This is a genomic window from Streptomyces sp. NPDC050548, assembly GCF_044457385.1.
In the GTDB taxonomy this organism is placed as follows: Bacteria; Actinomycetota; Actinomycetes; order Streptomycetales; family Streptomycetaceae; genus Streptomyces.
Genome location: NZ_JBITGV010000011.1, coordinates 75,782 through 89,757 on the forward strand (window position 1 = coordinate 75,782; position 13,976 = coordinate 89,757).

Genomic DNA, 13,976 nt, shown 5'->3' on the forward strand with positions numbered 1-13,976 from the left:
GCGGGAAGGTCGAAGCACAGTCCGCTCCAGGAGGTCAGCCATGCCCATCGCGACGGTCAACCCGGCCAACGGAGAGACGCTCAAGACGTACGAGGCCATGGGTGACGAGGAGATCGAGCGCAGGCTCCGGCTCGCGGAGGCCACGTTCCGCACCTACCGCATGTCCGCCTTCGCCGAGCGCGCCCGGCTCATGCACCGGGCCGCCGACCTGCTCGACGAGGACCAGCGGGACATCGGCCGGATCATGACCACCGAGATGGGCAAGCCGGTCAAGCAGGCCCGCGCGGAGGCCGCCAAGTGCGCGAAGTCGATGCGCTGGTACGCCGACCACGCACAGGAGTTGCTCGCCGACGAGGAGCCCGCCGCCTCCGACGTGAAGGACTCCGGCGCCTCCCGGGCGCTGGTCCGCTACCGGCCGCTCGGCCCGGTGCTCGCGGTGATGCCGTGGAACTTCCCGCTGTGGCAGGTGATCCGCTTCGCCGCGCCCGCGCTGATGGCGGGCAACGTCGGCCTGCTCAAGCACGCCTCGAACGTCCCGCAGACCGCGCTCTACCTGGAGGACCTGTTCCACCGCGCGGGCTTCCCCGAGGGCGCCTTCCAGACCCTCCTGATCGGCTCCGGCGCGGTCGCGGAGATCCTGCGCGACGAGCGGGTCAGGGCGGCCACCCTCACCGGCAGCGAACCCGCCGGGCGGGCGGTCGCCTCCGTCGCCGGGGACATGGTCAAGAAGACGGTGCTGGAGCTGGGCGGCAGCGACCCGTACGTCGTCATGCCGTCCGCCGACATCGACCGGGCCGCGCGGATCGCGGTGACTGCGCGGGTGCAGAACAACGGGCAGTCGTGCATCGCCGCCAAGCGGTTCATCGTGCACACGGATGTCTTCGACGCGTTCGCCGAACGGTTCGTGGCCGGCACGAAGGCGCTCACTGTCGGTGATCCACTGGCGGAGGAGACCGAGGTGGGACCGCTCGCAAGCGAACAGGGGCGGGATGACCTGGAAGAACTCGTCTCCGACGCCGTGCGGAGCGGCGCGACCGTGCTGTGCGGCGGGGAGCGGCCGGACGGGCCCGGCTGGTACTACCCGCCGACCGTCCTCGGCGACATCACCCGCAAGATGCGCATCCACCGCGAGGAGACGTTCGGGCCCGTCGCCACGCTGTACCGGGTGGCCGACCTCGACGAGGCGGTCCTCGTCGCCAACGACACGCCGTTCGGGCTGAGTTCCAACGTGTGGACGCGGGACGAGGCCGAGGTCGACCGGTTCGTACGGGATCTGGAGGCCGGCGGGGTGTTCTTCAACGGCATGACCGCGTCCCATCCGGCGTTCCCGTTCGGCGGGGTGAAGCGGTCCGGGTACGGGCGGGAGTTGTCGGGGCACGGAATCCGGGAGTTCTGCAACATCACCACGGTATGGCACGGAGCGTGAGCGTTCCGCGGCTACGATCCCCTGTGTGAACCGCGAAGTGACTCTGCCTCTGATCGTCGACGACCGCGGGACCTTGCAGGTGGCTGCCGCCGATGTGAGCAAGCTTTTGCGTACCGTGGGTGGGCGGTGGCTGCATCTTGTCGAGGCCGGGGAAGAGGGGCTTGATGAGGACACGGTGGCTGCGTTGACGATCGAGCTTGCGAAGCTGGCGGATCGTATTGACGTTGCGTGTATTGCGCACAGCAGTGGGGGGTCGTCGTAGTCGGGCGGGTGCGGGTGTGTGGGGGCTGGGCGCGCAGTTCCCCGCGCCCCTAGGTGAGATCGCTGAGCGTGGACCAGAAGCTCGCCTCGTAGGCCTTGAGCAGAGTGCTGTACGTGTTCACCAACCCCTTGTTCGCCCCGCTCGCCCTCAACGCCTTCTCATCCAATTCCGGCGACGGCTCCGCGAAGAGATCGAAGAAGCCGCAAGCCTCGTCGGTGAAGCAGTACTGGGACCGCAGCGCGCCCGCGATCGTCGCGCAATAGCCGCCCCATTCCGCGAAGTTGGACGTCAGGGCCGCCACCACGTCCGTCGGATCGGCGTTCAGGGCCAACCACGCGACGTAGGCCGGATAGGCCTGGCAGCCCGGCAGCGGCTCGTACGTGCTCAACCGTGCCTCGTCCACCCCGCACGCCTCCGCGAAGGCGATGAGCCGCTCCCCCGCCATCGCCTCGCCCTCCGCCAGGAACGCGAAGAAGTCGGCTGCTTCCGGAGTGGCCGTTTCGCGTTGCGCCAGATGCAGGAAGGCGCGGCGGTCGGCCGGGATCACGCGGTGCTGTTCCAGGGCGAGGGTTGCGAGGGTTTCGATGGGGGCCGTGCCGGTCTCGATCCGGGCTACCAGAGGGTTCGTGGTCATCGCGTCCTTCTTCAGGCGGGGTCCGGATACTGATCCGACCTTTACACAGGGTCCCTGAATTGGAGTAGTCCACCGAGAGATCGTCGCCCTCAAGGGTGATCGTGGGTGCACCACCCTCTGAGGTGAACCACCTTCTGACCGGCGGGCGAAGGCCTTCCGGAAGGCGAAAGCAGGGACGGTTCATGGCGACTTTGTGCAAGCCCTCGGTGTCGGTTCCCGAGCACGTGATCACGATGGAGGAGACGCTGGAGCTGGCGCGCTCCCGTCACGCGGACCACCCCAACCTGCCGCTGGCCCTCCGGCTGATCGAGAACACCGGTGTGCGCACCCGGCACATCGTGCAGCCCATCGAGGAGACCCTGAAGCACCCCGGGTTCGAGGACCGCAACAAGATCTACACGGCCGAGGCGAAGGCCCGGGTCCCGGCGGTCGTGCAGCGCGCGCTCGACGAGGCCGAGCTGCTCACCACCGACATCGACGTGATCATCTACGTCTCGTGCACGGGCTTCATGATGCCCTCGCTCACGGCCTGGCTGATCAACGAGATGGCCTTCGAGTCCACCACCCGCCAGATCCCCATCGCCCAGCTGGGCTGCGCGGCCGGCGGCGCGGCGATCAACCGGGCGCACGACTTCTGCACGGCGTACCCGGACGCCAACGCGCTCATCGTGGCCTGCGAGTTCTGCTCGCTGTGCTACCAGCCGACCGACCTCGGCATCGGCTCGCTCCTGTCCAACGGGCTGTTCGGCGACGGCATCGCCGCGGCCGTGGTGCGCGGGCGGGGCGGCACGGGCATCCAGCTGGAGCGCAACGGGTCGTACCTGATCCCCAAGACCGAAGAGTGGATCATGTACGACGTCCGGGCCACCGGGTTCCACTTCCTGCTGGACAAGCGGGTGCCGGCCACCATGGAGCCCCTCGCCCCGGCGCTCCAGGACCTCGCGGGACTGCACGGCTGGGACGCGGCCGACCTGGACTTCTACATAGTCCACGCGGGCGGGCCCCGAATACTCGACGACCTGAGCAAGTTCCTGCAGGTCGACCCGCACGCGTTCCGGTTCAGCCGGGCCACCCTCACCGAGTACGGCAACATCGCCAGCGCCGTCGTCCTGGACGCGCTGCGCCGGCTCTTCGACGAGGGCGGCGCCGAACACCGGGCACGTGGACTGCTCGCCGGGTTCGGACCCGGCATCACCGCCGAGATGGCCCTGGGCCGCTGGCACAACGACGACCGAGAGACGGCTTGAGTACGGCATGACTGAAGAGACGATCACCGAGACACTGCCCCCGGTCAGGCCCTGGCCGGCCCTGGACCTGACCGGGGTGGACTTCGACCCCGTCCTCGCCAAGCTGATGCGGGAGGGTCCGGTCAACCGGATCAAACTGCCCAACGGCGAGGGCTGGGCGTGGCTGGTCACCCGGCACGACGACGTGCGGATGGTCACCAACGACCCCCGGTTCAGCCGCGAGGCGGTGATGGACCAGCCGGTGACCCGGCTCGCCCCGCACTTCATCCCGGCCCGCGGCGCGGTCGGCTTCCTCGATCCGCCGGACCACACCCGGCTACGGCGCTCGGTCGCCCCGGCGTTCACGGCGCGCGGGGTGGAGCGGGTGCGGGAGCAGTCCCGGCTGCTGCTCGACGAGTTGGTCGACGAGCTGCTCCAGGACGGGCCGCCCACCGATCTCACCGAGACCGTGCTGAGCCCCTTCCCGATCGCGGTGATCTGCGAGCTGATGGGGGTGCCGGCGGCCGACCGGCACGGTATGCACACCTGGACCCAGCTCATCCTGTCCTCCTCGCACGGCGCCGAGGTCAGCGAGAAGGCCAAGGAGGAGATGGGCGCCTACTTCGGCGATCTCATCGGTCTGCGGGAGGGCAGCGACGGCGAGGACGTCGCCTCGCTGCTCGGTGCCGCGGTGAGCCGGGAGGAGATGACCCTGGAGGAGGCGGTCGGGCTCGCGGTGCTGCTGCAGATCGGCGGCGAGGCGGTCACCAACAACAGCGGGCAGATGTTCTACCTGCTGCTGACCCGCCCCGATCTCGTCGAACGGCTGCGCGCCGAGCCCGAGTTGAGGCCCCAGGCCATCGACGAGCTGCTGCGGTACATCCCGCACCGCAACGCGGTCGGGCTGTCCCGGATCACCATGGAGGACGTGGAGATCCGCGGGGTACGGATGCGGGCGGGCGACCCGGTGTACGTGTCGTACCTGGCCGCCAACCGCGACCCGGACGTCTTCCCCGACCCCGAGAAGATCGACTTCTCGCGCAGTCCGAACCCGCACGTCTCCTTCGGTTTCGGCCCGCACTTCTGTCCCGGCAACATGCTGGCGCGGATGGAGTCCGAGCTGCTGGTGGACGCGCTGCTCGACCGGTTGCCGGGGCTGCGGCTCGCGGTGCCGGCCGATCAAGTGCCGTTCAAGAAGGGCGCGTTGATCCGTGGTCCCGAGGCACTGCCCGTGACGTGGTGAGGTGCCGATGACGGCGACGGAGGGGCTGCTCGTGCCGCCAGGGCACGGCCGGATCGTACAGACACCCGCGCAGCACGTGACGTTCAAGGTGACCGGCTCGCACTCGCGGACGGCGTCCACCTTCGAGGTGGTCGTACCGCCGGGGTTCGACGTCGGGGCCCATGTGCACACGCGCAGCGAGGAGTTGTTCTACGTCCTCGAAGGCGAGCTGGACGTGCTCGCCTTCGAGCCGCGGATCCGGACACCGGACAACTGGCAGCGCTGGGAGTCGAGTTCGGGCAACCGGGCGGTACGGGCGACACCGGGCACGGTGATCGTCGTACCGCCCGGTTGCCCGCACGCGTTCGCGAACCCCACGGAGACGCCCGCGAAGATGTTCTTCCAGGCGTCTCCGCCGCCCGATCACGAACGGTATTTCGAGGAGCTGTTGGAGATTCTCGGGGGTGGGGGGCCGCCGGATCATGCGGCTATCGAGGAACTGCGGGCGCGTTATGACATCGAGCAGTTGACGCCGCTCAAGCACCGGTAGATCGCGTAGTTCGTTGGCTGCGGGCCGGTGGGGGCTGAGCGCGCAGTTCCCCGCGCCCCTTAAAAGCACGTGCAGTTGACGGTCTTTTAGGGGCGCGGGGAACTGCTCAACGAATCGGCATCCCGGACAACGTCCGCGCGATCACCAGCCGCTGAATCTCGCTCGTGCCCTCGAAGATCGTGTAGATCGCCGCATCCCGGTGCATCCGCTCGACCGGATACTCACGCGTGTACCCGTTCCCGCCGAGTATCTGGATCGCCTGCGCCGTCACCTTCTTCGCCGTCTCGCTGGCGAACAGCTTCGACATCGACCCCTCGGCCGCCGTGAACTGCTTGCCGTTGACCGCCATCCAGGACGCCCGCCACACCAGCAGCCGCGCCGCGTCGATGGACGTACGCATGTCGGCGATCTGGAAGGCGACGCCCTGGTTGTCGATGATCGGGCGGCCGAACTGCTCGCGGGTCTTCGCGTAGTCGAGGGCGACCTCGTACGCGGCTCGCGCGGTACCGACCGCCATGGCGCCCACCGCGGGGCGGCTCGCCTCGAACGTGGCCATCGCCGCGTTCTTCACGCGCTCGCCGCCGCCGGCCTTCGCGCGCTCACGGGCGCGGGCGAGGCGCTCGTCCAGCTTCTCCTTGCCGCCGAGCAGGCAGGAACCGGGGACGCGCGCGTTCTCCAGGACGACCTCGGCGGTGTGCGAGGCGCGGATGCCGTGCTTCTTGAACTTCTGTCCCTGGGACAGACCAGGCGTGCCGGCCGGGACGATGAAGGAGGCGTGGCCCTTGGAGCCGAGGTCCGCGTCGACGACCGCGACGACGACGTGGACGTTGGCGATACCACCGTTGGTCGCCCAGGTCTTGGTCCCGTTGAGGATCCACTCGTCCTTGGCCTCGTCGTAGACGGCGCGCGTGCGCATGGAGGCGACGTCGGAACCGGCGTCGGGCTCGGAGGAGCAGAAGGCGGCGACCTTGACGTCGTTGGCGTCGCCGTACATCTGGGGGATCCAGGTGCCGATCTGCTCCTCGGTGCCGTTGGCGAGGACGCCGACCGCGGCCAGACCGGTGCCGACTATGGAGAGGGCTATGCCCGCGTCGCCCCAGAACAGCTCCTCCATCGCCATCGGGATGCCGAGGCCGGTGGGGTCGAAGTACTGCTGGGCGTAGAAGTCCAGGGAGTAGATGCCGACCTTCGCGGCCTCCTGGATGACCGGCCAGGGAGTCTCCTCACGCTCGTCCCATTCGGCGGCGGCGGGGCGGATGACATCGGCGGCGAAGCCGTGCAGCCAGTCCCGCACCTCCTTCTGTTCGTCGTTGAGTTCCATGGTGAACTCGGCCATGACTCCTCCAGCAGCGCATTAGCATGTTACTTGCGGTAACGACAGAGTCTGTTACCGACGGGTAGGAAAAGTCAACTCCCGATGACCTCTCGGCAGCCCGTTCGAGGTGTGTGGCACGTTGAGTGTTAGTTTGCGCAGGCGTTACCGATTCAGCACGGGTGGGGAGAGACCATGGACACCACGCAGCGGACCGATCAGCAACGGTCCGCCGACCGCCGACGGCGCGAGCTGTTGGAGGCCGCGGACAGGGTGGTGCTGCGTGACGGCCCGCAGGCCTCGATGAACGCGATCGCGGCCGAGGCCGGCATCACCAAGCCCATCCTGTACCGGCACTTCGGTGACAAGGGCGGACTGTACGCGGCGCTCGCCAAACGGCACACGGACGCGTTGCTGTCCTCGCTGCGGGCCGCGCTGGACGCTCCCGCCGAGCGTCGGGAGCGGGTTGAGGCCACGCTCGACACCTACCTCGCCGCGATCGAGGCGCTGCCTCAGGTGTACCGGTTCCTGATGCATCCCGTCGAGGGTGGGCAGACCGCGGACCACGGGTTCGACACGGGGAATCACTCGGTCCCGCTGCTTCGGCGGATGGGGGAGGAACTCGCTCAGGTCATCGAGGAGCGGGTGGATCTCGGGCCGAACAGTCAGCAGTTGGCGCGCGTGTGGGGGCATGGGATTGTCGGGATGATGCACGCGGCCGGGGACTGGTGGTTGGGGGAACGGCCTTGTTCTCGGGCGGAGTTGGTGCGGAGTTTGGCTGATCTGTTGTGGGGGCGGTTGGCTGCCGCCGGGGACAAGGTGGGTGGGCCTGGGTTTTAGGGGTCGTTATTCGGCTGACGGCCGGTGGGGGCTGGTCGCGCAGTTCCCCGCGCCCCTAAAGAAACCTAAGCCTGCCGCGACCATGAAGCTCGGGCCGCTTGTCGCAGCAAGCGGCTTCGGCGCCAGCCCGTCACGCGGTCCGCGTACACCTTGCCCTCCACGTGGTCGCACTCGTGCTGCAAGCACCTCGCGAACCAACCCGTGCCCTCCACAGTGATCGGTTCACCGGTCACCGTGAAACCCTCCACGACCGCGTGGTCGTAGCGTTCCGTTCCCGCTTCCAGACCCGGCAGGGACAGGCAGCCTTCAGGGCCACGCAGCACCAGCCCGTCCGCCTCGACCAGGCGTGGGTTCACCACATGACCCAGGTGGCGGGTCTCCTCGTCGTCGGGGCAGTCATAGACGAACACCCGCAAGGATTCGCCGACTTGGTTCGCGGCGAGGCCCACGCCCTGGGCCGCGTACATCGTCGCGAACAAGTCCTCTACGAGGCGGGCGAGTTCGGGGCCGAAGTTCGTCACCTCCTCGCACGGGGCATGCAGGAGGGGGTCGCCGAGCACGGTGAGGGGACGGACTCGCCCGTGGGCGCCCGGGATGGAGCCGTATCGCATGGGCGCAAGGGTACGGTTCTCTACGGCGCACGCCCGCCGCGAGGCGTTCGCGGTGCCGCGGTTCGGGCACTGATAAGGATCTCGATAGGCTGAGGTCCACACCACGTTGCCGGAGGCAGAGGCGCGGCGCGTACGCAAGGAGGATCGAGAACTGATGGCAGGCAACTCGGACCCGCTCACGCCGCGGGCCAAGCTCGCCGTGACGGCGGGCAAGGCGGTCGCGGCGGCATCGCGTGCCGCGGGGCGGGGCAGCGGATCGGTGATCGGCGGCCGAGTGGCACTCAAACTCGACCCCGACCTCCTCGCCCGGCTCGCGCAGAGTCTGGATGTGACCCTGGTCTCGGCCACCAACGGCAAGACCACGACCACGCGGCTCATCGCCGAAGCGCTGGGGGCCGCCGGTCCCGTCGTCTCGAACGCGCTCGGTGCCAACATGCCCGCCGGTATCACCTCGGCGCTGGCCGGTGGCTCGGACGCGAAGTTCGGTGTCATCGAGGTCGACGAGAAGTACCTCGCCGGCGTCGCCCGGGACACCGACCCCAAGTGCATCGCCCTGCTCAACCTCTCCCGCGACCAGCTGGACCGCGCGGCCGAGACCCGCATGCTCGCGGAGAACTGGCGTGAGGGGCTTGCCGGTTCGAAGGCCGTCGTGGTCGCCAACGCGGACGACCCGCTGGTCGTGTGGGCCGCGTCCTCCTCCCCCAACGTGATCTGGGTCGCCGCCGGGCAGATGTGGAAGGACGACGCCTGGTCCTGCCCGTCCTGCGGTGGCGTGATGCAGCGGCCCGGTGACGACTGGTTCTGCGGCGAGTGCGGGTTCCGGCGGCCGACGCCGAGTTGGTCGTTGTCCGGGGATCACGTGCTCGATCCGCACGGGTCCGCCTGGCCCATTCACCTTCAGCTGCCAGGTCGCGCCAACAAGGCCAACGCCGCGTCCTCCGCCGCGGTCGCCGCGGTCTTCGGAGTGCCGCCGCAGGTCGCCCTGGAGCGCATGTACCGGGTGCAGGCCGTCGCAGGGCGCTATGACGTCGTCCAGTTCATGCAGCGCGACCTGCGGCTGCTGCTGGCGAAGAACCCGGCGGGCTGGCTCGAAACGTTCAGCCTGATCGATCCGCCGCCGACCCCGGTGATCCTCTCGGTGAACGCGCGCGGCGCCGACGGCACCGACACCTCGTGGCTCTGGGACGTCGACTACACGCGACTGACCGGCCACCCCATCTTCGTCGTGGGCGACCGCAAGCTGGACCTCGCGGTCCGACTGGAAGTGGCCAACCAGCACTTCCAGGTCTGCGACAACCTCGACCAGGCCGTGCAGCAGGCCCCGCCCGGCCGCATCGAGGTCATCGCGAACTACACCGCGTTCCAGGACCTGCGCCGCCGCGTCGGCAACTGAGACCCAGAACCCCCAGAGGACGAATGACCATGAGCGACAACCAGCTCCGTCTGGTGTGGATCTACCCCGACCTGCTGAGCACCTACGGCGACCAGGGCAACGCCCTTGTCGTGGAACGCCGGGCGCGGCAGCGCGGCCTCGACGTGGCCCGCCTGGACGTACGCAGTGACCAGCCGATCCCGACCTCGGGCGACATCTATCTCATCGGCGGCGGCGAGGACCGCCCGCAGCGGCTCGCGGCCGAGCGGCTGCGCCGGGACGGCGGCCTGCACCGGGCGATCGGCAACGGCGCGATCGTCTTCTCGGTCTGCGCCGGCTACCAGATCCTCGGCCACGAGTTCATCAACGACCTCGGCCAGCGCGAGCCCGGCCTCGGTCTGCTCGACGTGGTGTCGGTGCGCGGCGAGGGCGAGCGCTGCGTCGGCGACGTCCTCGGGGACATCGACCCGCGCCTGGGCCTGCCTCCGCTGACCGGTTTCGAGAACCATCAGGGCGTCACCCATCTCGGCCCCTCCGCGCGCCCGTTCGCACAAGTGCGGCTCGGCAAGGGCAACGGCACGGGCGACGGCACCGAGGGCGCGTACAACGACACGGTGTTCGGCACGTACATGCACGGGCCCGTGCTCGCCCGCAACCCGCTGATCGCGGACCTGCTGCTGAAGCTGGCCCTCGATGTCAACGCGCTGCCGCCCATCGACGACCGCTGGTACGAGGCGCTCCGCAACGAGCGCATCGCCGCAGCTCAGCAGCCTGCCTGAACCCGCGGTACACCTCCTCTTCGGATGCCGGAAACCAGCCCGTCTGACGGCTTGTCCGCGCAGGTGAGCGGGGTCGTCCAGCAGGCGGACGCACGCTACGACCCCGCCCCCTCCTGCCGTTAGGGTGGCGGGGATCGTGCCGGACAAAGTGGTCCGGTCCCGCCCACGTTGAGAAGGTTCTTTCGGGCTATGCGCATTGGTGTGCTCACGTCCGGCGGCGACTGCCCCGGCCTGAACGCCGTCATCCGGTCCGTCGTGCACCGCGCCGTCGTGGACCACGGCGACGAGGTCATCGGCTTCCGGGACGGCTGGAAGGGCCTCCTGGAGTGCGACTACCTCAAGCTCGACCTCGACGCGGTGAGCGGCATCCTTGCTCGCGGCGGCACCATCCTCGGTTCCTCCCGGGTCCAGCCCTCCCATCTGCGGGACGGCGTGGAGCGGGCCCGGGGCCATGTCGAGGAACTCGGCCTCGACGCGATCATCCCGATAGGCGGTGAGGGCACCCTCAAGGCCGCCAAGCTGATGTACGACGCCGGGCTCCCGATCGTCGGCGTCCCCAAGACCATCGACAACGACATCGCCGTCACGGACGTCACCTTCGGCTTCGACACGGCCGTCGGTGTCGCGACCGAGGCGCTCGACCGGCTCAAGACGACCGCCGAGTCCCACCAGCGCGTCCTCGTCGTCGAGGTCATGGGCCGGCACACCGGCTGGATCGCGCTGCACTCCGGCATGGCGGCCGGCGCGCACGCCATCGTCGTACCTGAACGCCCCTTCGACATCGAGGAGTTGGCCGCGCGCGTCGGCGAACGCTTCGAGGCGGGCAAGCGGTTCGCGATCGTGGTGGCGGCGGAGGGCGCGAAGCCGCGCGCGGGCTCCATGGAGTTCGACGAGGGCAAGAAGGACGTCTACGGCCATGAGCGCTTCGCGGGGATCGCGCGGCAGCTGTCCATCGAGCTGGAGGAACGGCTCGGCAAGGAGGCGCGGCCGGTGATCCTCGGGCATGTGCAGCGTGGGGGTACGCCTACCGCGTACGACCGTGTGCTTGCGACTCGGTTCGGGTGGCATGCGGTGGAGGCCGCGCACCGTGGGGAGTTCGGGAAGATGACCGCGCTTCAGGGGACGGACATCTTGATGGTGCCGTTGGCTGACGCGGTGGAGACGTTGAAGACCGTTCCCGCTGATCGGTATGAAGAGGCTGAGTGCGTGCTCTGAGCGTGCCTCGGTGATGCGTCGGGTGCGGGTGCGTCGGGGCTGGGCGCGCAGTTCCCCGCGCCCCTAGGTAGGGACACTTGGCCCCGGTCGCAGAAGTGACCGGGGGCGGTTCTACCCTGGTGCGGACAGACGACGCACAACCCCACGAATCAGGAGCCGTCCGATGGATCACGGCGGGCACGGCATGACCATGGATCTGCCGCCGTTCACGTTGGGGCGCGGGCTTGAGTGGTCGGCCGACCCGTTCTTCCTCACCGCCTGCCTGCTGGGGCTCGGGCTGTACGGGTGGGGGGTCGTGCGGTTGCGGCGGCGTGGGGACTCGTGGCCCGTGGGGCGGACGATCTCGTACGTCATCGGTGTGCTGACCGTCGGGCTCGTGATGTGCACCAAGTTGAACGACTACGGCATGGTCATGTTCAGCGTGCACATGGTGCAGCACATGATCATCAGCATGCTGTCGCCGATCCTGCTGCTGCTCGGCGCCCCGGTCACGCTCGCGCTGCGGGCGCTGCCGCCGGCGGCCAGGGGCCGTAAGGGGCCGCGCGAGCTGCTGTTGATGTTCCTGCACAGCCGGTACATGAAGATCATCACGCATCCGGCGTTCACGATCCCGCTGTTCATCGCGAGCCTGTACGCCCTGTACTTCACGCCGATCTTCGACTTCCTGATGGGCTCGAAGACCGGGCACATCGCGATGATGGTGCACTTCCTCGCCGTGGGTGTGGTGTTCTTCTGGCCGATCATGGGCGTGGACCCGGGGCCGAGCCGGCCCGGTTATCTGATGCGGATGCTGGAGCTGTTCGCGGGGATGCCGTTCCACGCGTTCTTCGGCATCGCGCTGATGATGGCGTCGGAGCCGATGGTCGAGACGTTCAAGCACCCGCCCGCCTCGCTCGGCATCGACGCCCTCTCCGACCAGAACGCGGCCGGGGGTATCGCCTGGGCGTTCAGCGAGATCCCGTCCGTGCTGGTGCTGATCGCCCTGCTGTTCCAGTGGTACGGCTCGGAGCAGCGGCAGGCCAAGCGGCAGGACCGGGCCGCCGACCGGGACGGCGACAAGGAACTTGAGGCGTACAACGCCTATTTGGCCTCATTGAACACACGAGGCAATTGAACGCACGCGGCTCACTGAACGGAAATTTCGTTCAGTAGCATAAAGCGCGATGGGGGAACCGCGACCGGGGGGTGCGGTAATGACATTTCGCGCGGTTGTGCAAAGGACCGGAATTTCGGTGATCCGCAGGATCGCCGTGCTGCTCGTCTGTGTCCTGGTCGTGAGTGGCTGCGGCGGGGGCGCACATATGTTCGCCGTAAAGGCGGTCGCCGCCGGAGTTCCGTCGCTCGCGCCTTTCTTCGACGAGAAACAGGGGCTGGGGCACGACGCCCAGGTCCGTTCGCTGCCGGTGCGGGGCACCTTGCAGCAGGGCGACACACCCGGCCTGTACGGGGGCACCAGGCAGCCGACCATCTGTGACGTGGCGAAGCTCAAGAGGTTCCTGACCGATCCCGCGAACCACCGGAAGGCGGTGGCGTGGTCGTCCGTGCTCGGTATCACCACGGACGGGATCCCGGCCTATCTCGACCGGCTCACACCCGTACTCCTGCGTCACGACACTCTCGTACAGAACCACGACTACAAAAAGGGAAAGGCCACGCCCTACAACTCCCTTCTGCAGGCGGGAATCGCGATTCTCGTCGACGAGCAGGGGGAACCGGCCGCGAAGTGCTCGTGCGGAAATCCGCTGCGCCCGTTCAAGGGCGACGCGGGGAGGATTTCCGTCAAGTTCGCGGACGGCAACAAGAAGTGGCACGGATATGAGCCGTCCTCGGTGGTGGCCGTGCGTCCGGCGCCGCAGAAGATGGAAGGGCTCGCCCTCGTGGACGTCGACGATCCCGATGTCGGCATCACGCGTCCGGTCGGTACGACGGGCAAGCGCGACGCCACCTTCGACACCCGGCGGCAGCACGCGGTGCCGAACCTGGCCGGAGTGACCTTCGGGCAGGCCCGGCGGCAACTGGTGAGCAGTGGGCTGGCCGTCGGCTACGGCGGGAGTGCGGCGCCGTCCGACGCCGCGCGGGTCACCGCGTCCGATCCGCCGGCGGGGACCGAGCTGCGGTTCGGGCAGTACGTGATGCTGACGGTGTCCGGCGGGACGAGCGGTGGAGCGACCGGGGCGACATCCACTCCCCCGGCTCCGACGACCTCCGGACCGACGGTGGGTCCGCCGACCTCCACGGCACCGCCCTCCACGTCCCCGACACCACCGCCCACGACCTCCTCGCCGCCCGCCTCACCGCCCTCGTCGCCACCCCCGTCCTCGCCCAGGAGCGTGCCGCCGCCTTCGAGCAGTTCGCCGCCGAGCAGCTCTCCTACGACCGGTTCGCCCTCGGTGGTGAGCAGTTCGCCCGCGACAAGCGCACCGGTCACCACCAGCGCGGCGCCCGCGACGAGCAGCGTGCCGGTCACCACCGAACCGGTCACCAGAGACCCCGTGACCAGCACCCCCACCACGACCGAGACATGACG

The 13,976-nt window shown here is 68.8% G+C and carries 14 protein-coding genes; 11 read left to right on the forward strand and 3 right to left on the reverse strand.

Features of this window, described 5'->3' with window-relative positions; translation table 11 throughout:
* The first annotated feature begins 40 nt into the window (after positions 1–40).
* Both ACIBJH_RS28375 and ACIBJH_RS28380 read left to right on the forward strand, forming a co-directional pair.
* On the forward strand, positions 41–1,426 hold the full coding sequence (locus ACIBJH_RS28375) for an NADP-dependent succinic semialdehyde dehydrogenase (protein ID WP_399119712.1): 1,386 nt from the start codon (positions 41–43) through the stop codon (positions 1,424–1,426).
* A 25-nt stretch (positions 1,427–1,451) separates the two neighbouring features.
* Positions 1,452–1,688, forward strand: coding sequence for a DUF6213 family protein (locus tag ACIBJH_RS28380; protein ID WP_317880821.1), 237 nt, complete (start codon positions 1,452–1,454; stop codon positions 1,686–1,688).
* A gap of 49 nt (positions 1,689–1,737) precedes the next feature.
* Here ACIBJH_RS28380 and ACIBJH_RS28385 read toward each other — a convergent pair whose 3' ends face one another.
* Complete coding sequence (locus tag ACIBJH_RS28385) at positions 1,738–2,322, reverse strand: transcriptional regulator (RefSeq protein WP_399119713.1); 585 nt, start codon at positions 2,320–2,322, stop codon at positions 1,738–1,740.
* 182 nt (positions 2,323–2,504) lie between these two features.
* Between ACIBJH_RS28385 and ACIBJH_RS28390 the strand changes: the two genes are divergently transcribed.
* Genes ACIBJH_RS28390 through ACIBJH_RS28400 form a run of 3 tightly spaced genes read left to right on the forward strand, consistent with a single transcriptional unit; the run spans position 2,505 to position 5,320 of the window.
* Positions 2,505–3,569, forward strand: coding sequence for a type III polyketide synthase (locus tag ACIBJH_RS28390; protein WP_329245056.1), 1,065 nt, complete (start codon positions 2,505–2,507; stop codon positions 3,567–3,569).
* A 7-nt stretch (positions 3,570–3,576) separates the two neighbouring features.
* Positions 3,577–4,791 (forward strand): cytochrome P450, encoded by a 1,215-nt coding sequence (locus ACIBJH_RS28395; protein WP_399119714.1) that lies wholly within the window; start codon positions 3,577–3,579, stop codon positions 4,789–4,791.
* A gap of 7 nt (positions 4,792–4,798) precedes the next feature.
* Positions 4,799–5,320, forward strand: coding sequence for a cupin domain-containing protein (locus ACIBJH_RS28400; protein WP_399119715.1), 522 nt, complete (start codon positions 4,799–4,801; stop codon positions 5,318–5,320).
* Between the two features lie 106 nt (positions 5,321–5,426).
* On the opposite strand, the gene ACIBJH_RS28405 is transcribed toward ACIBJH_RS28400, so the two are convergent.
* Positions 5,427–6,656 (reverse strand): acyl-CoA dehydrogenase family protein, encoded by a 1,230-nt coding sequence (locus tag ACIBJH_RS28405; RefSeq protein ID WP_359610369.1) that lies wholly within the window; start codon positions 6,654–6,656, stop codon positions 5,427–5,429.
* A 171-nt stretch (positions 6,657–6,827) separates the two neighbouring features.
* Between ACIBJH_RS28405 and ACIBJH_RS28410 the strand changes: the two genes are divergently transcribed.
* Positions 6,828–7,472, forward strand: coding sequence for a TetR family transcriptional regulator (locus tag ACIBJH_RS28410; RefSeq protein WP_399119716.1), 645 nt, complete (start codon positions 6,828–6,830; stop codon positions 7,470–7,472).
* A 65-nt stretch (positions 7,473–7,537) separates the two neighbouring features.
* On the opposite strand, the gene def is transcribed toward ACIBJH_RS28410, so the two are convergent.
* Positions 7,538–8,083: a peptide deformylase gene (gene def / locus ACIBJH_RS28415; RefSeq protein WP_399119717.1), complete on the reverse strand. Its 546-nt coding sequence runs from the start codon at positions 8,081–8,083 to the stop codon at positions 7,538–7,540.
* A gap of 154 nt (positions 8,084–8,237) precedes the next feature.
* On the opposite strand from def, the gene ACIBJH_RS28420 reads away from it, so the two are divergent.
* From ACIBJH_RS28420 to ACIBJH_RS28440, 5 genes are all read left to right on the forward strand, one after another.
* On the forward strand, positions 8,238–9,476 hold the full coding sequence (locus ACIBJH_RS28420; protein ID WP_399119718.1) for a MurT ligase domain-containing protein: 1,239 nt from the start codon (positions 8,238–8,240) through the stop codon (positions 9,474–9,476).
* A gap of 29 nt (positions 9,477–9,505) precedes the next feature.
* Positions 9,506–10,234, forward strand: coding sequence for a type 1 glutamine amidotransferase (locus ACIBJH_RS28425; protein ID WP_019070919.1), 729 nt, complete (start codon positions 9,506–9,508; stop codon positions 10,232–10,234).
* A 189-nt stretch (positions 10,235–10,423) separates the two neighbouring features.
* Positions 10,424–11,449: a 6-phosphofructokinase gene (locus ACIBJH_RS28430; protein ID WP_043668541.1), complete on the forward strand. Its 1,026-nt coding sequence runs from the start codon at positions 10,424–10,426 to the stop codon at positions 11,447–11,449.
* 163 nt (positions 11,450–11,612) lie between these two features.
* Positions 11,613–12,563: a cytochrome c oxidase assembly protein gene (locus ACIBJH_RS28435; protein ID WP_200713098.1), complete on the forward strand. Its 951-nt coding sequence runs from the start codon at positions 11,613–11,615 to the stop codon at positions 12,561–12,563.
* Between the two features lie 118 nt (positions 12,564–12,681).
* Positions 12,682–13,974: a DUF6777 domain-containing protein gene (locus tag ACIBJH_RS28440; RefSeq protein WP_399119719.1), complete on the forward strand. Its 1,293-nt coding sequence runs from the start codon at positions 12,682–12,684 to the stop codon at positions 13,972–13,974.
* The last annotated feature ends 2 nt before the right edge of the window (positions 13,975–13,976 follow it).

Excerpts from the sequence above, each read along its gene's own strand:
- ACIBJH_RS28395 (WP_399119714.1), top strand. The coding sequence starts at position 3,577 with ATGACTGAAGAGACGATCACCGAGACACTGCCCCCGGTCAGGCCCTGG.
- ACIBJH_RS28420 (WP_399119718.1), top strand. The coding sequence starts at position 8,238 with ATGGCAGGCAACTCGGACCCGCTCACGCCGCGGGCCAAGCTCGCCGTG.
- ACIBJH_RS28435 (WP_200713098.1), top strand. The coding sequence starts at position 11,613 with ATGGATCACGGCGGGCACGGCATGACCATGGATCTGCCGCCGTTCACG.
- ACIBJH_RS28400 (WP_399119715.1), top strand. The coding sequence starts at position 4,799 with ATGACGGCGACGGAGGGGCTGCTCGTGCCGCCAGGGCACGGCCGGATC.
- ACIBJH_RS28430 (WP_043668541.1), top strand. The coding sequence starts at position 10,424 with ATGCGCATTGGTGTGCTCACGTCCGGCGGCGACTGCCCCGGCCTGAAC.
- ACIBJH_RS28425 (WP_019070919.1), top strand. The coding sequence starts at position 9,506 with ATGAGCGACAACCAGCTCCGTCTGGTGTGGATCTACCCCGACCTGCTG.
- def (WP_399119717.1), bottom strand. The coding sequence starts at position 8,083 with ATGCGATACGGCTCCATCCCGGGCGCCCACGGGCGAGTCCGTCCCCTC.
- ACIBJH_RS28375 (WP_399119712.1), top strand. The coding sequence starts at position 41 with ATGCCCATCGCGACGGTCAACCCGGCCAACGGAGAGACGCTCAAGACG.
- ACIBJH_RS28405 (WP_359610369.1), bottom strand. The coding sequence starts at position 6,656 with ATGGCCGAGTTCACCATGGAACTCAACGACGAACAGAAGGAGGTGCGG.
- ACIBJH_RS28385 (WP_399119713.1), bottom strand. The coding sequence starts at position 2,322 with ATGACCACGAACCCTCTGGTAGCCCGGATCGAGACCGGCACGGCCCCC.
- ACIBJH_RS28390 (WP_329245056.1), top strand. The coding sequence starts at position 2,505 with ATGGCGACTTTGTGCAAGCCCTCGGTGTCGGTTCCCGAGCACGTGATC.
- ACIBJH_RS28410 (WP_399119716.1), top strand. The coding sequence starts at position 6,828 with ATGGACACCACGCAGCGGACCGATCAGCAACGGTCCGCCGACCGCCGA.